Raw genomic sequence first — 20,426 nt, forward strand, 5'->3', positions numbered from 1 at the left:
CGAGTCGTCCTCGAAGCTGGTGGTGAGCGGCGCGCGGGTGCACAACCTGCAGAACGTCGACCTCGAGATCCCGCGCGACTCGATGGTGGTGTTCACCGGTCTCTCGGGCTCGGGCAAGTCCTCCCTGGCCTTCGACACGATCTTCGCGGAGGGCCAGCGGCGCTACGTCGAGTCCCTCTCCGCGTACGCCCGCCAGTTCCTCGGGCAGGTGGACCGGCCGGACGTCGACTTCATCGAGGGCCTCAGCCCCGCGGTCTCGATCGACCAGAAGTCGACGAACCGCAACCCGCGCTCGACCGTCGGCACGATCACCGAGATCTTCGACTACATGCGTTTGCTGTGGGCGCGCATCGGCGTCCCGCACTGCCCCATCTGCAGCGAGCGGATCTCCGCGCAGACCGTGCAGCAGATCGCCGACCAGCTGATGGAGCTCGAGACCGGTACCCGCTACCAGATCCTCAGCCCCGTCGTCTCCCAGAAGAAGGGCGAGTTCGTCGACCTCTTCAAGGAGCTGACCGCGGGCGGCTACTCCCGCGCCATGGTGGACGGGAAGCTCGTCCAGCTGAGCGAGCCGCCGGTGCTCAAGAAGCAGTACAAGCACGACATCTCCGTCGTGGTCGACCGGCTCGTGGCCGGCCCCGACATCCTCGGGCGCCTCACCGACTCGCTCGAGACGGCCCTGCGGCTCACCGACGGCATCGTGCAGATCAACTACGTCGACGGCGAGGGCGACGGCGCCTGGACCACCTACTCCGAGAAGCTGTCCTGCCCCAACAACCACCCGATCTCGCTGACCGAGATCGAGCCGCGGACCTTCTCCTTCAACGCGCCCTTCGGCGCCTGCCCGGAGTGCTCGGGCCTCGGCACGCGCATGTCGGTCGACGACGAGCTGCTGCTCGGCGACCCCGACCTGAGCATCGCCGAGGGCGTCATCATCCCCTGGACCACCCAGGGCAAGGGCCTGTTCCAGTACTACGAGAAGCTGCTCGACGGCCTCTCCCGCGACCTCGGCTTCACGCTCACCACCCCGTGGAAGCGCCTCAGCACCGAGGTGCAGCAGGCCGTCCTCCACGGCGACAACTTCGAGGTCAAGGTCAAGTGGAAGAACCGCTACGGCCGCGAGATGAGCTACACCTCGGGCTTCGAGGGCGTCGTGCCCTACATCGAGCGCCAGTTCGTCCAGGCCGAGACCGACGTCCAGCGCACCCGCTGGTCCGAGTTCCTCCGCGAGGTGCCCTGCCCCGTGTGCAAGGGCTCCCGCCTGAAGCCGGAGGTGCTCGCCGTGCTCGTGCACGGGGCGAGCATCGCGGACGTGGCCGACCTCAGCCTCGGCGACGCCCAGGACTTCATGAGCCGGCTCGAGCTGACCGACCGCGAGGCGCACATCGCCGCGCAGGTGCTGCGCGAGATCCGCGCGCGCATCGACTTCCTCATCGAGGTCGGGCTCAACTACCTCAACCTCTCGCGCGCCGCCGCCTCCCTGTCGGGCGGCGAGGCGCAGCGCATCCGCCTGGCGACCCAGATCGGCTCCGGGCTGACCGGCGTGCTCTACGTGCTCGACGAGCCGAGCATCGGCCTGCACCAGCGCGACAACCGCCGCCTGATCGACACCCTCATCAAGCTGCGCGACCTGGGCAACACGCTGATCGTGGTCGAGCACGACGAGGACACCATCCGCACCGCCGACTGGATCGTCGACATCGGCCCGGGCGCCGGGGTCAACGGCGGCAAGGTCGTGCACTCCGGCTCCTACGAGTCGCTGCTCGAGAACACCCACTCGCTGACCGGCGACTACGTCTCGGGCCGCAAGGCGATCGAGGTCCCGAAGAAGCGGCGGAAGATCGACCGCAAGCGGATGATCAAGGTCGTCGGGGCGAACGCCAACAACCTCCGCAAGGTCGACGCGGAGTTCCCGCTCGGCACGTTCGTCGCGGTCACCGGGGTCTCCGGCTCCGGCAAGAGCACCCTCGTCAACGACATCCTCTACCGCGTGCTCGCCAACCAGCTCAACGGCGCCCGCAAGGTGCCGGGCAAGCACACGCGCGTCACCGGCCTCGAGAACCTCGACAAGGTCGTGCACGTCGACCAGAACCCGATCGGCCGCACGCCGCGCTCGAACCCCGCCACCTACACGGGCGTGTTCGACCGCATCCGCAACCTCTTCGCCGAGACCACCGAGGCGAAGGCGCGGGGGTACCTGCCCGGACGCTTCAGCTTCAACGTCAAGGGCGGCCGCTGCGAGGCCTGCTCGGGCGACGGCACCATCAAGATCGAGATGAACTTCCTGCCCGACGTCTACGTGGCGTGCGAGGTCTGCGGGGGAGCGCGCTACAACCGCGACACACTGACCGTGCACTACAAGGGCAAGAACATCGCCGAGGTGCTCGACATGCCGATCGCCGAGGCGGCCGACTTCTTCGAGCCGATCACGGCGATCCACCGCTTCCTCCGCACGCTGGTGGAGGTGGGCCTCGGCTACGTCCGCCTCGGCCAGAGCGCGACCACGCTCTCCGGCGGCGAGGCGCAGCGCGTCAAGCTGGCCACCGAGCTCCAGCGCCGCTCCAACGGCCGCAGCGTCTACGTGCTCGACGAGCCGACGACGGGCCTGCACTTCGAGGACGTCCGCAAGCTCCTCCTCGTCCTCAACGGCCTGGTCGACAAGGGCAACACGGTGATCACCATCGAGCACAACCTCGACGTCATCAAGTCCGCCGACTGGCTGATCGACATGGGTCCCGAGGGCGGCGCCGGCGGCGGACAGGTGGTCGCGGTGGGCACCCCCGAGCACGTGGCGAAGGTCGAGGGCAGCCACACCGGCATGTTCCTCGCCGAGATCCTCGGCTGACGCGAGCGAGAGGCATGGCGCAGACAGTCGACTTCCGGCCGAAGCCGGGTGAGATCCCGACCCTCCCGGGCGTGTACCGCTTCACGGACGCCCGAGGGCGGGTGCTCTACGTGGGCAAGGCCAAGAACCTCCGCGCGCGGCTGAGCAACTACTTCGCCCCGCTGCCGAGCCTGCACGAGCGCACCCGGCGGATGGTCACCTCGGCCTCCGGCGTCGAGTGGACCGTCGTCGGCACCGACGTCGAGGCCCTGCAGCTCGAGTTCACCTGGATCAACGAGTTCGATCCACCCTTCAACGTCAAGTTCCGCGACGACAAGTCCTACCCCTACATGGCGGTGACGCTCGGCGACGAGGCCCCGCGGGTGATGGTCACGCGGAACGCCAAGATCAGGAAGGCCCGCTACTTCGGGCCCTACCCCAAGATCTGGGCGATCCACGAGACGATCGACCTGATGATCAAGGCGTTCCCGATCAGGACCTGCAACGACTCCAACTACAAGCGCGCCATGCAGAGCGGCAAGCCCTGCTTCGCGTCGCAGATCGGCCGCTGCGGCGGGCCCTGCTCCCACCGCGTCACCTTCGCCGAGCACCGCGAGATGGTCGACCGCTTCGTCGCCTTCATGGGCAGCCACGACCGCCGGATGATCGGCGAGCTCGAGAAGGAGATGCGCGAGGCCGCGGCGGCGATGGAGTACGAGCGCGCCGGCAAGCTGCGCGATCAGGCCGCCGCCCTCGACGCGGTCCTCGCCAAGAGCGCGGTCGTGCTCAAGGACAACGTGGACGTCGACCTCTACGCGATCGTCCACGACGAGCTCGCCGCCTCCGTGCAGCAGTTCCGGGTCCGCGGCGGGCGCATCCGCGGCGAGCGGGGCTGGGTCGTCGACAAGGAGCTCGACATGAGCACGGCGGAGCTCGTCGACACGGCACTCCAGGCCGCCTACGAGACCGGCGACGTCCCGCCCCGGGAGGTCGTCGTGCCGGAGCTGCCCGAGGACACCGAGGCGCTCGAGGAGTGGCTGAGCGGACTGCGCGGCACGAACGTGCGCCTCCGAGCGGCCCAGCGCGGAGACAAGGCCGCCCTCCTCGAGACGGCGACGCAGAACGCGAAGCACTCGCTGATGCTCTACAAGACCCGCCGCTCCGCCGACTTCACCGCTCGGACGCAGGCCCTGGAGGACATCCGCGACGCCCTCGGCATGAGCGAGGCGCCGCTCCGCATGGAGTGCTACGACGTCTCCCACCTCAGCGGCACCAACATCGTCGCCTCGATGGTGGTCTTCGAGGACGGGCTCGCGCGGAAGGACCAGTACCGGCGGTTCTCCATCGCGGAGTCGACGGACGACACCGAGTCGCTGCACCAGGTGCTCACCCGCCGCCTCGCCTACCTCCGCGAGCCGGTCGAGCCCGCGGCGGTCGACCCCGAGACCGGCGAGGCCAAGCGGCGCAAGTTCTCGTACCCCCCGCAGCTGCTGATCGTCGACGGCGGCCAGCCGCAGGTCGCAGCCGCGCAGCGCGCGCTCGACGAGTCCGGGGTGACCGGCATCACCCTCTGCGGGATCGCCAAGCGCCTCGAGGAGATCTGGCTGCCGGACTCCGACTTCCCCGTCATCCTGCCGCGCAACAGCGATGCGCTCTTCCTCTTCCAGCGCATCCGCGACGAGGCGCACCGCTTCGCGATCACCCACCAGAGGACGCGTCGCAAGCGCGACATCTCGTCGCAGCTGGCCGAGGTGCCCGGGCTCGGAGGCACGCGAGTCCGCGACCTGCTGAAGCACTTCGGATCCGTCGCCCGGCTCCGCGAGGCGGGCGAGGCCGAGATCGCCGAGGTCAAGGGCATCGGCCCGACGCTGGCGGGCGCGATCCACGCGCACCTGCATCCGGACGGGTCCGCCGTCGGGGGCACGCCCTAGGCTGGAGGCCCGCGCTCCGGGGGAGAGCGGCCGGTGCCCGGCACCGAGGACACGAGCAGACACGAGCACGGAGAGCGCATGAGCACGGAGAGCGAGCAGCAGGACGTGCTGATCGTCACGGGGATGTCCGGAGCGGGCCGGTCCACGGCCGCGAACGCGCTGGAGGACCTCGGCTGGTACGTCGTCGACAACCTGCCGCCGCAGATGCTGCGCCCGCTGGTCGACCTGGCGCAGCGTGCAGGGGACACGCTGCCGAAGATCGCGGCGGTCGTCGACGTCCGCGGACGCGACTTCTTCGAGGACCTCGGCGACATCGTCCGCGAGCTGCGCGCCGGGGTCGACCTCCGAGTGGTGTTCCTCGAGGCCACCGACGCCGCGCTCGTCCGCCGCTTCGAGCAGGTGCGCCGTCCGCACCCGCTGCAGGGCCGGGGGACCCTCCTCGACGGCATCTCCGCCGAGCGGACGCGCCTCGCTCAGCTGCGGGAGTCGGCCGACATCGTCATCGACACCTCGGACCTCAACATCCACCAGCTGGCCACCAGCATCACCGAGCGCTTCGCCGAGGCCGGCCGCGCGGGCCTCCAGGTCACGGTGATGAGCTTCGGCTTCAAGTACGGGCTGCCGACGGACGCCGACATGGTGGCCGACGCGCGGTTCCTGCCGAACCCGTACTGGATCCCGGAGCTGCGTCCGCACACGGGTCTCGACGAAGAGGTGAGAGACTACGTGCTGGCCCAGCAGGGCGCCGAGGAGTTCATCGACTCCTACTCCCGGGCCCTGCGGCCCGTGCTCGACGGCTACCAGCGCGAGAACAAGCGCCACGCGACCATCGCGATCGGCTGCACGGGAGGCAAGCACCGCTCCGTCGCGGTCGCGGGCCGTGTCGCGGCCCGTCTGGCCGAGCTGCCGGGCGTCGCCGTCAACGTGGCGCACCGCGACCTCGGCCGAGAATGATCCCCGCGCGCTCAGCCGCGCACCCGACGTAAGGAAGACTCCGTGGCCCTCACCGCAGACGTCAAGGGCGAACTGGTCGCGATCGTCTCGCGCAAGAACACCGTCCGTGCCGCCGAACTGGCGACCATCCTCCGCTTCTCCGGAGGACTGCACATCATCTCCAACCGCCTCGCGGTCGAGGTCGAGCTCGACTCCGCCCCGCTCGCGACCCGCGTGCGCCGCGACCTCGCCGAGCTGTACGGCGTCCGCAGCGAGGGCAGCATCGTCTCGGCCGGCGGATCCCGGAGGACCACGAGCTGGCTGGTGCGCGTCGTCGAGGGCGGGGACACCCTCGCCCGGCAGACCGGCCTCCTCGACCAGCGGGGCCGGCCCGTCCGCGGCCTGCCCAACCGCCTCACGACCGGCTCCCGCGAGGAGCTCGCCGCCCTGTGGCGCGGCGCCTTCCTCGCCCAGGGCTCGTTGACCGACCCGGGCCGCTCCGCGGCGCTCGAGATCATCTGCCCCGGCAACGAGGCGGCCATGGCGATCGTCGGAGCCGCCGGACGCCTGGGAGTCCAGGCCAAGTCCCGCGAGGTGCGCGGCGTCCACCGGGTCGTCATCCGCGACGGCGAGAGCATCAGCGCGATGCTCACCCTGATGGGCGCGACCGCGACCGTCGCGAGCTGGGAGGAGCTGCGCCAGCGCCGCGAGGTGCGGGCGACCGCGAACCGCCTCGTCAACTTCGACGACGCGAACCTCCGCCGCTCCGCCCAGGCCGCCGTCGCGGCGTGCGCCCGCGTCGAGCGCGCGATGGAGATCCTGGGCGACGACATCCCCGAGCACCTCCGCTACGCCGGGCGCCTGCGCCTCGCGCACCGCGACGCGAGCCTCGACGAGCTCGGCCACCACGCCGATCCGCCGATGACGAAGGACGCCGTCGCCGGCCGCATCCGCCGCCTCCTCGCGATGGCCGACAAGCGCGCGTCCGACCTCGACATCCCGGGCACCGACGCGAACCTCCCGGCAGAGCTGCAGGACCTGTAGGCCCGGCCGCACGGCGCGCCCCGCCCGGCGAACGCTGAGTGTCTCCTGGTCGAACAACGCAAGCCCTCCGAACGCGGAGGGGCCCCCTCGCTAGACTGATCGGGTCGCTCAGGACACTCCCGGCCCTCCTCCTCCGCCTCGCGGAGGACGCCGAGACGCCGGCGGGTCGCACGGGAGCGACGACCACGAACAGGAGATCGCACATGGCTGACTACACGCTCGCCGAACTGCCCTACGACTACTCGGCCCTCGAGCCGAACATCAGTGGGCGGATCATGGAGCTCCACCACGACAAGCACCACGCGACGTACGTGGCCGGGGCGAACACCGCCCTCGCCTCGCTGCAGGAGGCTCGCGACAGCGAGAACCTCGCGAACGTGAACAAGCTCCAGAAGGACCTCGCCTTCAACCTCGCCGGTCACGTGAACCACACCGTGTTCTGGAACAACCTCTCGCCGGACGGCGGCGACAAGCCCGTCGGCGAGCTCGCCGCGGCCATCGACGACAACTTCGGGTCGTTCGACAAGTTCCGCGCCCACTTCACCGCCTCGGCCCTCGGCATCCAGGGCTCCGGCTGGTCGATCCTCGCCTGGGACTCGCTCGGCGAGAAGCTCATCATCGAGCAGCTCTACGACCACCAGGGCAACCTCGCCGCGGCGACCGTCCCGGTCCTCCTCCTCGACATGTGGGAGCACGCCTTCTACCTCGACTACGTCAACGTGAAGGCCGACTACGTCAAGGCGTTCTGGAACATCGTGAACTGGGCCGACGTCTCCGCGCGCTTCGAGAAGGCCCGCGAGAAGACTTCGGGCCTGCTGCTACTGTCGTAGCGATCTCGGCGTCCCGGGCCCCGCGTCCGGGACGCCCTGTCGTCGGCTTCCACCCCTCCACTGCACCGTCGAGGTGCCTTTCCTCACCAGGAGATATCTGTGTCCGTCAAGATCGGCATCAACGGCTTCGGCCGTATCGGCCGTAACTTCTTCCGTGCAGCCCTCGCCAAGGGCAGCGACCTCGAGATCGTCGCGGTCAACGACCTCACCGACAACAAGGCCCTCGCGCACCTCCTGAAGTACGACTCCATCACGGGCCGCCTCGACGCGACCGTCGAGCTCGACGGCGACCGCATCGTCGTCAACGGCAAGCCGATCATCGTCCTCGAGGAGCGCGACCCCGCGAACCTCCCCTGGGGCGAGCTGGGAGTCGACGTCGTCATCGAGTCGACCGGCCGCTTCACCAAGTCGGAGGACGCGCGCAAGCACATCACCGCGGGTGCCAAGAAGGTCATCGTCTCCGCTCCCGCCACCGGCAGCGACGTCGCGACCCTGGTCCTCGGCGTGAACGAGAACACCTACGACCCCGCGACGCACGACGTCATCTCGAACGCGTCCTGCACCACGAACTGCCTCGCGCCGCTCGCCAAGGTGCTGCTCGACAACTTCGGCATCGAGCGCGGCCTGATGACCACGGTCCACGCGTACACCGCCGACCAGAACCTCCAGGACGGCCCGCACAGCGACCTGCGCCGCGCCCGCGCCGCCGCCGTCAACATCATCCCGACCTCGACCGGTGCCGCCAAGGCGCTCGGCCTGGTCATCCCGGAGCTCGTCGGCAAGCTCGACGGCTACGCCCTCCGCGTCCCGGTCCCGACCGGCTCGATCACCGACCTCACCGTCGAGCTGACCAAGCCCGCCACCGTCGAGGAGATCAACGCGGCGTACAAGGCGGCCTCCGAGGGAGACCTCAAGGGCATCCTCAAGTACACCGAGGACCCGATCGTCTCGAGCGACATCGTGACCGACCCGCACTCGTCGATCTTCGACGCGGGCCTCACGAAGGTCATCGGCAGCCAGGTCAAGGTCGCCTCCTGGTACGACAACGAGTGGGGCTACTCCAACCGCCTCGTCGACGTCACCGAGTTCGTCGCCGGCAAGCTCTAAGGGCTGCGCGCAGTGACGCTCCGCACTCTGGACTCACTGGGCTCCCTCGCAGGCAAGCGCGTCGTCGTCCGCTGCGATCTGAACGTCCCCCTGAAGGACGGAACGATCACGGACGACGGCCGCGTGCGCGCGTCGGTGCCCACGCTCCAGCGTCTGGTCTCCGAGGGCGCCCGAGTCGTGGTCGTGAGCCACCTCGGGCGCCCCGAGGGGAAGCCCGAGGCGAAGTACAGCCTCGCTCCCGTCGCCGCCCGCCTCGGCGAGCTGCTCGACGCTCCGGTGGCCTTCGCCGAGGACACCGTCGGGGAGGCGGCCTCGGCCGCCGTCGACGCCCTCGAGGACGGCCAGGTCGTCGTCCTCGAGAACCTCCGGTTCAACGCCGGCGAGACGAGCAAGGACGAGGCCGAGCGCCGCACCTTCGCCGAGAAGCTGGCCGCCTACGGTGACGCCTTCGTCTCCGACGGGTTCGGCGTCGTGCACCGCAAGCAGGCGAGCGTCTACGAGCTCGCCGAGCTTCTCCCCAGCGCCGCCGGCACGCTGATCGCGGCCGAGCTCGAGGTGCTGGAGCGGCTCACCGAGAAGCCCGAGCGCCCCTACGCGGTCGTCCTCGGCGGCTCGAAGGTCTCGGACAAGCTCGGCGTGATCGAGCACCTGCTGCCGAAGGTCGACTCGATCCTCATCGGCGGCGGAATGCTCTTCACCTTCCTCAAGGCCCAGGGCCACGAGGTCGGCGCCAGCCTGCTGGAGGCGGACCAGGTCGACACCGTGCTCGGCTACCTCGCGAAGGCGAAGGAGCTGGGCGTGGAGATCGTCCTGCCGACGGACGTCGTCGTGGCGTCGGAGTTCGGCCCCGACGCCGAGCACCAGGTCGCCTCGGCCGACGCGATCGAGGGCACGCCCTTCGGTGAGAAGGGCCTCGGCCTGGACATCGGACCGGACACCGCCGCGCACTTCGCCGAGATCATCGCGGCGTCCGAGACGGTGTTCTGGAACGGCCCCATGGGCGTCTTCGAGCTCGAGCCGTTCGCGGCGGGCACCAAGACCGTCGCGCAGGCGCTCACCGAGGTCGACGGTCTCAGCGTCGTCGGCGGAGGCGACTCCGCCGCGGCCGTCCGCGCCCTCGGGTTCCGCGACGACCAGTTCGGCCACATCTCGACGGGAGGCGGAGCGAGCCTCGAATTCCTCGAGGGCAAGCGCCTCCCCGGACTGGAGGTCCTCGGATGGTAGACACCGCCGCCCGCACCCCGCTCATCGCCGGCAACTGGAAGATGAACCTGGACCACCTCCAGGCCATCGCCTTCGTGCAGAAGCTGGCGTGGAGCCTCAAGGACGCCGATCACGACTTCGACGGTGTCGAGGTCGCGGTGTTCCCGCCCTTCACGGACCTCCGGCCCGTGCAGATCCTCGTCGACTCGGACAAGCTGCCGCTCAAGTACGGCGCGCAGGACGTCTCGAAGTTCGACAGCGGCGCCTACACCGGCGAGATCTCGGGCCAGTTCCTGAAGCAGCTCGACTGCGACTACGTGATCGTCGGCCACTCGGAGCGTCGCACGCTCCACGGCGAGACGGACGCGGACATCGCCGCCAAGTCGGCTGCGGCCGTCAATCACGGCGTCGCTCCGATCATCTGCGTCGGCGAGACCGCGGAGGACCTCGAGAAGCACGGCCCGTCGGCCGTGCCGGTCGCCCAGCTGAAGGAGGCCCTCACCGGCCTCCCAGCGGACGCCGACCTCGTCGTCGCCTACGAGCCGGTCTGGGCCATCGGCTCCGGACAGGCCGCGACGCCCGAGCAGGCCCAGCAGGTCTGCAAGGCGCTCCGCGGAGTCGTCGCCGACGTCCTCGGCGCCGACACCGCCGCGAAGACCCGCATCCTCTACGGCGGCTCCGTGAAGTCCGGCAACATCGCCGGCTTCATGCGCGAGCCCGACGTCGACGGAGCACTCGTCGGAGGTGCCAGCCTCCAGGTCGACGAGTTCGCGGCGATCGCGCGATTCCGGAACCACGTCGGGGTCTGAGCTGCTGCGACGAGAGGGCGGGCCCATCGGGCCCGCCCTCTCGTCGTCCACGCCGCTCCCCGCGCGGCGTGGCGCGGTCGGCTTCGCGACGGGGCGCGGTTCCGAGAGCGGGATGCGTTCGGCTACGTCGATCCGCTCGGACGCGGATCGCCGGTTCGCCTCGCTGTCGTCCACGCCGCTCCCCGCGCGGCGTGGCGCGGTCGGCTTCGCGACGGGGCGCGGTTCCGAGAGCGGGATGCGTTCGGCTACGTCGATCCGCTCGGACGCGGATCGCCGGTTCGCCTCGGAGATCCCACACCGGCATCACGCGTTGGCCGGCCCGGGGCTGTCGGCTCGTTGCGGGGTGCCCTCCGAGAGCGTGGCGCGTTCGGCTCGATCGATCCGAAAGTACGTGGATCACAGGCTCGCGGTCAAGCGACTGGAGAGGTTGTCGAGGGCACGTTGACGAGGCCACCCGCTCCGCCCATCGACGGACACTCGTATACATCGCCCCGAACACGGGACGACGCATTCCTCGCGGATTCGCAGGCGCCGTTATACTCGTCGGGGCGCGCAACGCGCCAGAACTTCGAAAGGTACCGCGTGGACATCCTCCAGGTCGTGCTCCAGGTCATCCTGGGCATCACGAGCCTCCTGCTCACCATGCTGATCCTGCTCCACAAGGGGCGCGGCGGCGGTCTGTCCGACATGTTCGGGGGCGGAGTCACCTCCAACCTCGGCGCGTCGGGCGTCGCCGAGCGCAACCTGAACCGCATCACCGTGATCCTGGGCGTCGTCTGGCTGGCCTGCATCGTGGTTCTCGGACTCATCACCAAGTTCACCACCGGAGCATAGGGGTACTCGCAATGGCATCAGGCGGCAGTGCAATCCGCGGTTCGCGCGTCGGCGCAGGACCCATGGGCGAGCAGGACCGGGGCTTCCACGCGGAGCGCGTCGCGGTCTCCTACTGGGACGCTCTCGGCAACGAGACGGTGCGCCACTTCTCGGCGGCCCTCCCCGAGGACGAGATCCCCGAGGTGATCGACTCCCCGCAGTCCGGTCTCCCCGCGGGCCGCGACCGGGCGAACCCGCCCCAGGTCGCGAAGACCGAGCCCTACAAGACGCACCTCGCTTACGTGAAGGAGCGCCGCACCGAGGCCGAGGCGGCTCAGCTCCTCGAGGAGGCGCTGCAGCAGCTGCGCGCCCGACGAGGTACCGCGACCCCGTCCTGATCCTCACCGCACGACGAACGACGGAAGGCCCGCCCCCTCGGGGGACGGGCCTTCCGTCGTTTCCGGACCGGGCTCAGTAGCTCGGAGCGATGAGCGACTCGGGGACCTCGGCCGCAGCCTCCTGGTCGACGAAGAACACCGTGCGCTTGCGACCGAACGCGCCCGACGCGGGAACCTCGTTCGTGCTGGCACCCGCGAGCGCGAGGCCCAGGGCCGAGGCCTTGTCGGCGCCGGCGAGCACCATCCAGATGCGGTCCGACTGGTTGATCAGCGGCAGCGTGAGGGTGAGGCGCTCGGGCGGCGGCTTCGGCGAGTTGCGGACGGCGAGGACGCCGGGCGTCGTGGAGCGGATCGCGGAGCGCTCGGGGAACAGCGACGCGATGTGCCCGTCCGGCCCGACACCGAGGAAGGTGATGTCGAAGCGCGGGTAGTCGCGCCCCTCGGAGGCGTGCTCGCGCAGCTCCGTGTCGTAGGCAGCGGCGGCACCGTCGAGGTCCAGACCCTCGTCCGAGGCGGGGTAGGAGTGCACGTTCGCCGCCGGCACGTCGAGGACGCTGAAGAGGTCCCCCGCCTGGACGTCGTTGCGGTCCTCGTGGCCGCGGGGCACCCAGCGCTCGTCACCCCACCAGAAGTGCACGCGCGACCAGTCCACGTTGCCGGCGGCGGAGGAGGAGCCGATCTCCTTGAGCGTGGCGGCTCCCATCGTCCCTCCGGTGAGCACGACGTTCGCCGAACCCAGGTCGTCGAGGACGTCGATCGTCTTGGTGAGGAACCGGGCGGCGACCGAGCCGGCGAGGGTCTGCTTGTCGCGGTGGACCAGCACGCGGCGTTCGGTGGTCATCTCAGGGGACTCCTTCGGGTTCGGGTGCCGATCGGCGGGGTTCGGCTCCGTGTCGGGAAGCTCTGAGGTGCGGGCGCCCTGGACGGGCGCCCACACCTCAGGAGGCGCTGCGGGCCTCGGCCTTCTCAGTGAGCATGTCGACCCCGCGCGAGATCACTTCACCGTACAGGTCATCCGGGTCGAGCCGGCGCAGCTCCTCCGCCAGGCAGTCCCGGAGGCTGCGGCGGGGGAGCGAGATGTCGTGGACCGGCTGATCGGGCTGCGTGAGCGTCGCGACGTTGGGCACCGAGCGCTCGAGCTCGATCACTCCGGACTCGCGGATGAGCCGGACGCCGTGGATCCCGCTGGACCCGGTCGCGCTGATCGTGAGCTCGTGGTCGACGGGGATGTCGAGCTCGAGCTGCAGCCAGGCGGCGAGCAGGATCGTGGAGGGGGAGTCGGGCGCGCCCGAGACCTCGACGGCCGTGATCGGCTCGTAGGGCGGCTGGTCGAGCACGGCGGCGAGCTGCGCGCGCCAGAGGGTGAGGCGGGTCCAGGCGAAGTCGGTGTCGCCGGGGGCGTAGGTGGACGCGAGGTGGTGCAGCGCTTCCGCCGGGTTCGACTGGGCCGACGCGTCGGTGATCCGCCGGGTGGCGATCCGGCCGATCGGGGACGCGGAGGCGTTGTCCGGAGCGCTGTTCGGCCACCAGGCCACGACGGGGGCGTCGGGGAGGAGCAGGCCCGTGACCAGGCTCTCCTCGTCCTCGGCCGCGTCTCCGTAGGGACGGAGCACGACGACCTCGCTCGCGCCGGCGTCGCCTCCGACCCGGATCTGCGCGTCGACCCGCGCCGTCGCGTCGACCGGGACCGTGGTGGTGCCGTCGTCCTTCGAGACCACGATGACGCGCATCGGGTGCTCGCGGGACGCGTCGTTCGCGGCCTCGATGGCCTCCTCCTCGTGACCCCGGGAGGTCGCGATGATGAGGGTGAGGACGCGGCCGAGGGCGACGGCGCCGCCCTCCTCGCGGATCTTGACGAGGGTCTTCGAGACCTCGCTCGTCGTGGTGTCGGGCAGATCGACGATCATGGACGCCTCCAGGTGCGGCCGTCGCGGGCGAGGAGCTCGTCGGCGGAATCGGGGCCCCAGGTTCCGGGGCGGTACTGCTCGGGCTGGCCCTGCGTGGCCCAGAACTCCTCGATCGGGTCGAGGATCTTCCAGGACAGCTCGACCTCCTCGTGCCGGGGGAAGAGCGGCGGCTCGCCCAGGAGGACGTCGAGGATGAGGCGCTCGTAGGCCTCGGGGCTCGCCTCGGTGAACGCGTGGCCGTAGCCGAAGTCCATCGTCACGTCGCGCACCTGCATGCCGGCGCCGGGCACCTTCGAGCCGAAGCGCATGGTGACGCCCTCGTCGGGCTGGACCCGGATGACGAGCGCGTTCTGGCCCAGCGACGTGGTCTGGCTCTCGGCGAAGAGCTGCTTCGGTGCCCGCTTGAACACGACCGCGATCTCGGTGACGCGGCGGCCGAGGCGCTTGCCGGCCCGCAGGTAGAACGGCACGCCGGCCCAGCGTCGGGTGCCGATGTCCAGGCGCATGGCGGCGTAGGTCTCGGTGGTCGAGGTGGGGCTCATGCCGTCCTCCTCGAGGAAGCCGAGCACCTTCTCGCCGCCCTGCCAGCCGCCGGCGTACTGTCCGCGGGCGGTAGAAGTGGAGAGGTCGGCGGGGAGGCGGACGGCCGCGAGGACCTTCTCCTTCTCCGCACGGAGGTCGGCCGCGTCGAACGAGATCGGCTCCTCCATGGCGGTCAGGGCGAGCAGCTGCAGCAGGTGGTTCTGGATGACGTCGCGCGCCGCTCCGATGCCGTCGTAGTAGCCCGCGCGCCCGCCCACGCCGATGTCCTCGGCCATGGTGATCTGCACGTGGTCGACGTAGTTCGAGTTCCAGAGCGGCTCGTACATCATGTTGGCGAAGCGGAGGGCCAGGATGTTCTGGACCGTCTCCTTGCCGAGGTAGTGGTCGATCCGGAAGACGGAGTCGGGCGGGAAGACCGACTCGACGACGTCGTTCAGCTCGCGAGCCGTCTTCAGGTCGCTGCCGAACGGCTTCTCGATGACGACGCGGCGCCACTGGCCGTCCTTCTGCTCGGCGAGGCCGGAGCTGCGCAGCTGCTCGGTGACCTGCGGGAAGGACTTCGGGGGGATCGAGAGGTAGAAGGCGAAGTTGCCGTTCGTGCCGCGCTCGCGGTCGAGGTCGTCGACGGTCGTCTTCAGGCGGGCGAACGCCTCGGGGTCGTCGAACTCGCCCTGCACGAACCGGATGCCCTGCGCGAGCTGCGCCCAGACCTCCTCGTGGAACTCGGTGCGGGCGTGCTTCTTCACGGAGTCGTGGACGACCTGCTCGAAGTCCTGGTCGTCCCAGTCGCGCCGGGCGAATCCGACAAGGGCGAAGCCGGGAGGCAGGAGGCCGCGGTTGGCGAGATCGTAGACCGCGGGCATGAGCTTCTTGCGGGAGAGGTCGCCGGTCACGCCGAAGATGACGAGGCCGCTGGGCCCGGCGATCCGGTTCAACCGGCGGTCGAAGCTCAACCTCAGCGGGTTGAACTCGGGGGTGATGTCCACAGACATGTGCAGTGTCCTTCTGTGTGCCGGTGGGACCGGCGCACTGCTATCGGTGAGGGAGGGGGAGGAGCGGGCGGGCCCGGCTGCTGCCCCGGGAAGTGGTCGCGGGACGACCGCGGGCACGCCGCCGCGCGCTCGAGAGCGCAGCGGCGGCGTGCCCGTCGGATCAGGTGTTGAGGGCCTCGAAGAGCGCCTCGAGGTCGGCCTCGGGGTCGGTCAGCGTGAGGGTCAGCACCGGCCGGCCGTGCTCGGCGAGCACGCTCGCGTCGCCGGCGGCCTGCGCCAGGATGAGCTGGCCGAAGGTGAACGGGCTGTCCGGGATCTCGAGGTCCACGTCGGAGCGCTCGGTGATCTGGAGGAACACGCCGGTCGGCGCCCCGCCCTTGTGGTACTGCCCGGTCGAGTGCAGGAAGCGCGGGCCCCACCCGAAGGTGACGGGGCGCTGGGCCTGCGCGGCGAGGAGGTCGCGCACGCCCTCGAGCTGCGGGAGCGCGAGGCGGTCGACGTACGCCTGGATCGAGACGTAGCCGCCGTCGCCCAGCTGCGCGAGGAGGCGGTCGACAGCGGCGGCGACGGTCGAGACGCCCTCGGTGACGCTGCTGCTGCCGGTGACCTCGATGCCCGCGTCGGTGAACGCGGGCGCCTCGGGCTCGGGGCGCTTCTCGAGCAGGGCCCGGGTCGCGACCTTCGCCGACTCGACGTCGGGCTGGTCGAACGGGTTGATGCCCAGGAGGCGACCCGCGACGGCGACGGCGTACTCCCACGTCAGCATCTGAGCGCCGAGCGAGCCGGAGAGGAGGATCTCGCCCTCGTGGCGGTCGCGCGGGAACAGGTGCAGCGCCGTGGCGTCCTCGACCAGGCGGACGACCTGCACGTCGGGCAGGTCCTCCGAGAGCTCGGGGGCCAGCGTGCCGAGGACGACGGGGAGGATGCCCGTGCCGTCCTTGCCGGTGGACTCGGCGATGAGCTGCTCCGCCCAGTCGGCGAAGCCGACGATGTCGGTCCCGTCGGCGACGATCGCGAGCTTGTCGCGGCGCGGGCTGGTCGCGGCGATCGCCGCTCCGAGGATCAGGCCCGGGTTCTCGGGGGAGTCCACGGCGAGCCCGAGGGAGGCCTCGGCCGCCTCGTCGAGGAGGGCCTCGATGTCGGCGCCGGCGAGCCCGGACGGCACGAGGCCGAAGGCGGAGAGCGCCGAGAAGCGCCCGCCGATGTTCGGGTCGGCGTTGAACACGCGGTAGCCGGCCTCGCGGGAGGAGGTGTCCAGGGGCGAGCCCGGGTCGGTCACGATGACGATGCGGTCGAGCGGATCGATGCCCGCCTCCGTGAACGCCTTCTCGTAGGCCTTCTTCTGGCTCGCGGTCTCGACGGTCGAGCCGGACTTCGAGGAGATGACGACCGCGGTCGACGCGAGCCGGTCGTTCAGGGCCGCGAGCACCTGGCCGGGCGCCGTCGAGTCGAGCACGGTGAGCTCGACGCCGGCGGTGCGGGTGATGACCTCGGGCGCGAGCGAGGAGCCGCCCATGCCGCCGAGGACGATGTGGTCGACGCCCTTGGCCTGGAACTCCTCGCGCAGGGCGAGGATCTGGGGGATCAGGGGGCGGGAGACGGTGGTCGACTCGGTCCACCCGAGGCGCTTGGCCGCCTCCTCCTCCGCCGCGGCGCCCCACAGGGTGGGGACCTGGGCGGTGATGCCGGACGCGACCTCGTCGGCGACGAGCTCCGGGACGACGCGGTCGACGGCCTTCTCGGCGTCTCCGCTGACGTGGATCTGGATGGCCATGATCAGGCCTGCGCCTTCGCGCCCTCGAGCGCCGCGGTGACGGTGTCGAGCAGCTCGTTCCAGGAGACGATGAACTTCTCCACGCCCTCCTTCTCGAGCAGCTCGGTGACGTCGGCGTACGAGACGCCCTGCGCCGCGACGGCGTCGAGGACGGCGTTCGCGTCGGCGTACGAGCCCGTGACGGTGTCGCCGGTGATGACGCCGTGGTCGAAGGTCGCCTCGAGGGTCTTCTCGGGCATCGTGTTGACCACGCCGGCCGCGACGAGCTCGGTCACGTAGAGGGTGTCGGGGAGGTCGGTCGACTTGACGCCGGTCGAGGCCCAGAGGGGGCGCTGGCGGTTGGCGCCGGACTCCTGGAGCAGCAGGGCGCGCTCGGTGGCGAACGCCTCGACGAAGACCTCGTAGGCCAGCTGCGCGTTGGCGACGCCGGACTTGCTCTTGAGGGCGCGGGCCTCGTCGGTGCCGACGGCCTCGAGGCGCTTGTCGATCTCGGTGTCGACGCGCGAGACGAAGAACGAGGCGACGGAGTGGATGGTCGACAGGTCGATGCCGGCGTCCTTGGCCTTCTCGAGGCCGGCCAGGTACGCGTTGATGACGGCGCGGTAGCGGGCGAGCGAGAAGATCAGGGTGACGTTCACCGAGATGCCGGAGCCGATGACCTCCGTGATGGCCTCGAGGCCCTCGACGGTCGCGGGGATCTTGATCATCGCGTTGGGGCGGTCGACCTTGGCCCAGAGGGCCTTGGCCTGCTCGATGGTGCCCTGGGCGTCGTGCGCCAGGCCGGGCTCGACCTCGATCGACACGCGGCCGTCGTAGCCGTTGGTCGCGTCGTAGATCGGGCGGAAGATGTCGGACGCCGCGGCGACGTCGTCGGTGGTGATCTCGAAGACGGCGTCGGTCACCGAGGTGCCGGCGGAGGCGAGCTCGCGCACCTGGGCGTCGTAGGACTCGCCGTTGGTCAGGGCCGCGGCGAAGATCGTGGGGTTCGTGGTGACTCCGACGACGTTCTTCTCCTCGATGAGCTTCTGCAGCCCTCCGGTGGAGATGCGCGAGCGGGAGAGGTCGTCGAGCCAGATGCTGACGCCGGCGGCGGAGAGCTCTGCGGTGGGGGTGTTCTCGGTCATGTCTCTTCTTCTTCTGCGTAGGTGGTGCGTGGTGTGAGGGGGAGCCGCTGCTCCGACGGCGAAGGCCGCGTCCGTGGTGGACGCGGCCTTCGGGTCAGGAGGCTGCGAGCGACTCCTTGGCGGCGGACAGTGCCGCCTCGGTGGTGATCCCGAACTCGCGGAACAGGGTCTTGTAGTCGGCCGAGGCGCCGAAGTGCTCGATCGAGACGGAGCGGCCGGCGTCGCCGACGTACTTCTGCCAGCCCAGGCTCAGGCCGGCCTCGATCGAGACGCGGGCCTTCACCGAGGAGGGCAGGACCTTCTCGCGGTACTCGGCGTCCTGCTCCTCGAACCACTCGAGGGACGGAGCCGAGACGACGCGGGCGTTGACGCCCTCGCTCCTCAGGGCCTCGCGCGCCTCGACGGCGATCTGGACCTCGGAGCCGGTCGCGATGAAGATCACGTCCGGGGTGCCGCCCGGCGCCTCGGCCAGGATGTAGGCACCACGGGCGACGTTCGCGGCGGAGGCGAAGGTCTCGCCCTCCGCGTCGCCCTCGCCGCGCTCGAACACCGGGATGTTCTGACGGGTGAGCGCGAGGCCGGCGGGGCCCTCGCGCCGCTCGAGGATGGTCTTCCAGGCGTAGGCGACCTCGTTCGCGTCGCCGGGGCGGACGATGTCCAGGCCCGGGATCGCGCGGAGGGTCGACAGCTGCTCGACCGGCTGGTGCGTCGGGCCGTCCTCGCCGAGCGCCACGGAGTCGTGGGTCCAGACGTAGATGGCCGGCGCCTTCATGAGCGCGGCGAGACGGACCGCCGGGCGCATGTAGTCGGAGAAGATCAGGAAGGTGCCGCCGAAGGGGCGGGTGTTGCCGTGCAGGACGATCCCGTTGAGGATCGCGCCCATGGCGTGCTCGCGGATGCCGAAGTGCAGCACGCGGCCGCCCTTCTTCCCGGTCCACTCGTGGGTCGAGAACTCCGTCGGGACGAAGGAGCCGGCTCCCTCGATCGTCGTGTTGTTCGACTCGGCGAGGTCGGCGGAGCCGCCCCACAGCTCGGGGATCACGCCGGCGAGGGCGTTGATGACCTTGCCGGACGCGGCGCGGGTCGAGACCTCCTTGCCGGGCTCGAAGACGGGGAGCGCCTCCTGGACGCCCTCGGGCAGCTCGCCCGAGAGGACCCGGTCGAGCAGCTCCTTCTTCTCGGGGTTCGCGGACGCCCAGGCGGCGAGCTGCTCGTCCCACTCGGCGTGCTGGGCCTGGCCGCGCTCGACGGCCTTGCGGGTGTGCTCGATGACCTCGTCGGCGACGTCGAAGGTCTTCTCGGGGTCGAAGCCGAGCACCTCCTTGAGTCCGCGGAGCTCGTCGGCGCCCAGGGCGGAGCCGTGGATCTTGCCGGTGTTCTGCTTCTTCGGCGACGGCCAGCCGATGATGGTGCGCAGGATGATGAGCGACGGCTTGTCGGTCTCGCCCTTCGCGGCCTCGATCGCGGCGTGCAGCTCGGCGACGTCCTCGTGGTACTCGCCGGTCTTCTTCCAGTCGACGACCTGGACCTGCCAGTCGTAGGCCTCGTAGCGCGCCTTGACGTCCTCGGTGAAGGCGATGTTGGTGTCGTCCTCGATCGAGATCTGGTTGGAGTCGTAGATGACGACCAGGTTGCCGAGCTTCTGGTGGCCGGCCAGCGAGGAGGCCTCGCTGGTGACGCCCTCCTGCAGGTCGCCGTCGCCGGCGATCACGTAGACGAAGTGGTCGAACGGGGAGGTGCCCGCGGCGGCCTCCGGGTCGAACAGGTCGCGCTCGAAGCGCGAGGCGTAGGCGAAGCCCACGGCGGAGGCGAGGCCCTGGCCGAGCGGCCCGGTGGTGATCTCGACGCCGTCGGTGTGGCCGTACTCCGGGTGGCCCGGGGTCTTCGAGCCCCAGGTGCGCAGCGCCTTGAGGTCGTCGAGCTCGAGTCCGTAGCCGCCCAGATAGAACTGGACGTACTGGGTCAGCGAGGAGTGGCCGACCGACAGGATGAACCGGTCGCGGCCGATCCAGGTCGCGTCGGACGGATCGCGGCGCATGACCTTCTGGAACAGGAGGTAGGCGGCGGGCGCGAGGCTCATGGCGGTTCCGGGATGGCCGTTGCCGACCTTCTCGACCGCATCCGCGGCGAGAACCCTCGCCGTGTCGACTGCCTTCTCGTCAATGGATTCCCATTGCAGTTCTGACACTTGGTA

At 70.3% G+C, this 20,426-nt stretch carries 16 protein-coding genes; 10 read left to right on the top strand and 6 right to left on the bottom strand.

Annotated elements, in window-relative coordinates; translation table 11 throughout:
* Positions 1-19 precede the first annotated feature (19 nt).
* The 10 genes from uvrA (at position 20) to GSU40_RS07600 (ending at position 11,892) form a co-directional block, all read left to right on the top strand.
* Positions 20-2,845 (top strand): excinuclease ABC subunit UvrA, encoded by a 2,826-nt coding sequence (gene uvrA / locus GSU40_RS07555; RefSeq protein ID WP_244229661.1) that lies wholly within the window; start codon positions 20-22, stop codon positions 2,843-2,845.
* Between the two features lie 14 nt (positions 2,846-2,859).
* On the top strand, positions 2,860-4,755 hold the full coding sequence (gene uvrC / locus GSU40_RS07560) for an excinuclease ABC subunit UvrC (RefSeq protein ID WP_104268633.1): 1,896 nt from the start codon (positions 2,860-2,862) through the stop codon (positions 4,753-4,755).
* 78 nt (positions 4,756-4,833) lie between these two features.
* The gene (rapZ, locus tag GSU40_RS07565) at positions 4,834-5,709 is read left to right on the top strand and encodes an RNase adapter RapZ (protein ID WP_097166020.1); all 876 of its coding nucleotides are present in this window, start codon (positions 4,834-4,836) and stop codon (positions 5,707-5,709) included.
* 42 nt (positions 5,710-5,751) lie between these two features.
* On the top strand, positions 5,752-6,732 hold the full coding sequence (gene whiA / locus GSU40_RS07570; RefSeq protein WP_104221905.1) for a DNA-binding protein WhiA: 981 nt from the start codon (positions 5,752-5,754) through the stop codon (positions 6,730-6,732).
* Positions 6,733-6,935: 203 nt separating this feature from the next.
* Entirely contained in the window at positions 6,936-7,562 is a 627-nt protein-coding gene (locus tag GSU40_RS07575) for a superoxide dismutase (protein ID WP_104221907.1), read from the top strand.
* 99 nt (positions 7,563-7,661) lie between these two features.
* The gene (gene gap / locus GSU40_RS07580; RefSeq protein WP_160034298.1) at positions 7,662-8,669 is read left to right on the top strand and encodes a type I glyceraldehyde-3-phosphate dehydrogenase; all 1,008 of its coding nucleotides are present in this window, start codon (positions 7,662-7,664) and stop codon (positions 8,667-8,669) included.
* A 12-nt stretch (positions 8,670-8,681) separates the two neighbouring features.
* Positions 8,682-9,893, top strand: coding sequence for a phosphoglycerate kinase (locus GSU40_RS07585; protein WP_104263177.1), 1,212 nt, complete (start codon positions 8,682-8,684; stop codon positions 9,891-9,893).
* Positions 9,887-10,681 (top strand): triose-phosphate isomerase, encoded by a 795-nt coding sequence (gene tpiA, locus GSU40_RS07590; RefSeq protein ID WP_104221913.1) that lies wholly within the window; start codon positions 9,887-9,889, stop codon positions 10,679-10,681. Before GSU40_RS07585 ends, tpiA begins: the two co-directional genes overlap by 7 nt.
* A 582-nt stretch (positions 10,682-11,263) precedes the next feature.
* Positions 11,264-11,515: a preprotein translocase subunit SecG gene (gene secG, locus GSU40_RS07595; RefSeq protein WP_104221915.1), complete on the top strand. Its 252-nt coding sequence runs from the start codon at positions 11,264-11,266 to the stop codon at positions 11,513-11,515.
* An 11-nt stretch (positions 11,516-11,526) separates the two neighbouring features.
* Positions 11,527-11,892, top strand: a complete 366-nt coding sequence (locus GSU40_RS07600; protein ID WP_055791968.1) for an RNA polymerase-binding protein RbpA — start codon at positions 11,527-11,529, stop codon at positions 11,890-11,892.
* Positions 11,893-11,965: 73 nt separating this feature from the next.
* Here the strand turns inward: GSU40_RS07600 and pgl are convergent, their stop codons facing one another.
* The 6 genes from pgl to tkt all read right to left on the bottom strand — a co-directional run bounded on the left by pgl (position 11,966) and on the right by tkt (position 20,420).
* Entirely contained in the window at positions 11,966-12,733 is a 768-nt protein-coding gene (gene pgl / locus GSU40_RS07605; protein WP_160034300.1) for a 6-phosphogluconolactonase, read from the bottom strand.
* A gap of 97 nt (positions 12,734-12,830) precedes the next feature.
* Positions 12,831-13,799 carry a glucose-6-phosphate dehydrogenase assembly protein OpcA gene (locus GSU40_RS07610; RefSeq protein ID WP_104329050.1) on the bottom strand — a complete coding sequence of 323 codons (969 nt, stop codon included), beginning with the start codon at positions 13,797-13,799 and terminating at the stop codon, positions 12,831-12,833.
* Complete coding sequence (gene zwf, locus GSU40_RS07615; RefSeq protein ID WP_104225293.1) at positions 13,796-15,334, bottom strand: glucose-6-phosphate dehydrogenase; 1,539 nt, start codon at positions 15,332-15,334, stop codon at positions 13,796-13,798. Before zwf ends, GSU40_RS07610 begins: the two co-directional genes overlap by 4 nt.
* Positions 15,335-15,494: 160 nt before the next feature.
* Positions 15,495-17,108 carry a glucose-6-phosphate isomerase gene (locus tag GSU40_RS07620; protein WP_104221922.1) on the bottom strand — a complete coding sequence of 538 codons (1,614 nt, stop codon included), beginning with the start codon at positions 17,106-17,108 and terminating at the stop codon, positions 15,495-15,497.
* 2 nt (positions 17,109-17,110) lie between these two features.
* The gene (gene tal / locus GSU40_RS07625; protein ID WP_104221924.1) at positions 17,111-18,232 is read right to left on the bottom strand and encodes a transaldolase; all 1,122 of its coding nucleotides are present in this window, start codon (positions 18,230-18,232) and stop codon (positions 17,111-17,113) included.
* Between the two features lie 94 nt (positions 18,233-18,326).
* Positions 18,327-20,420: a transketolase gene (gene tkt, locus GSU40_RS07630; RefSeq protein WP_104221926.1), complete on the bottom strand. Its 2,094-nt coding sequence runs from the start codon at positions 20,418-20,420 to the stop codon at positions 18,327-18,329.
* Between the last annotated feature and the right edge of the window lie 6 nt (positions 20,421-20,426).

It is taken from the genome of Rathayibacter sp. VKM Ac-2805 (assembly GCF_009834265.1).
In the GTDB taxonomy this organism is placed as follows: domain Bacteria; phylum Actinomycetota; class Actinomycetes; order Actinomycetales; family Microbacteriaceae; genus Rathayibacter.

Bases quoted from the DNA above. Each gene is read 5' to 3' on its own strand.
- uvrC (WP_104268633.1), top strand. From the start codon at position 2,860: ATGGCGCAGACAGTCGACTTCCGGCCGAAGCCGGGTGAGATCCCGACC.
- rapZ (WP_097166020.1), top strand. From the start codon at position 4,834: ATGAGCACGGAGAGCGAGCAGCAGGACGTGCTGATCGTCACGGGGATG.
- GSU40_RS07575 (WP_104221907.1), top strand. From the start codon at position 6,936: ATGGCTGACTACACGCTCGCCGAACTGCCCTACGACTACTCGGCCCTC.
- tpiA (WP_104221913.1), top strand. From the start codon at position 9,887: ATGGTAGACACCGCCGCCCGCACCCCGCTCATCGCCGGCAACTGGAAG.
- GSU40_RS07600 (WP_055791968.1), top strand. From the start codon at position 11,527: ATGGCATCAGGCGGCAGTGCAATCCGCGGTTCGCGCGTCGGCGCAGGA.
- pgl (WP_160034300.1), bottom strand. From the start codon at position 12,733: ATGACCACCGAACGCCGCGTGCTGGTCCACCGCGACAAGCAGACCCTC.
- GSU40_RS07610 (WP_104329050.1), bottom strand. From the start codon at position 13,799: ATGATCGTCGATCTGCCCGACACCACGACGAGCGAGGTCTCGAAGACC.
- zwf (WP_104225293.1), bottom strand. From the start codon at position 15,334: ATGTCTGTGGACATCACCCCCGAGTTCAACCCGCTGAGGTTGAGCTTC.
- GSU40_RS07620 (WP_104221922.1), bottom strand. From the start codon at position 17,108: ATGGCCATCCAGATCCACGTCAGCGGAGACGCCGAGAAGGCCGTCGAC.
- tal (WP_104221924.1), bottom strand. From the start codon at position 18,232: ATGACCGAGAACACCCCCACCGCAGAGCTCTCCGCCGCCGGCGTCAGC.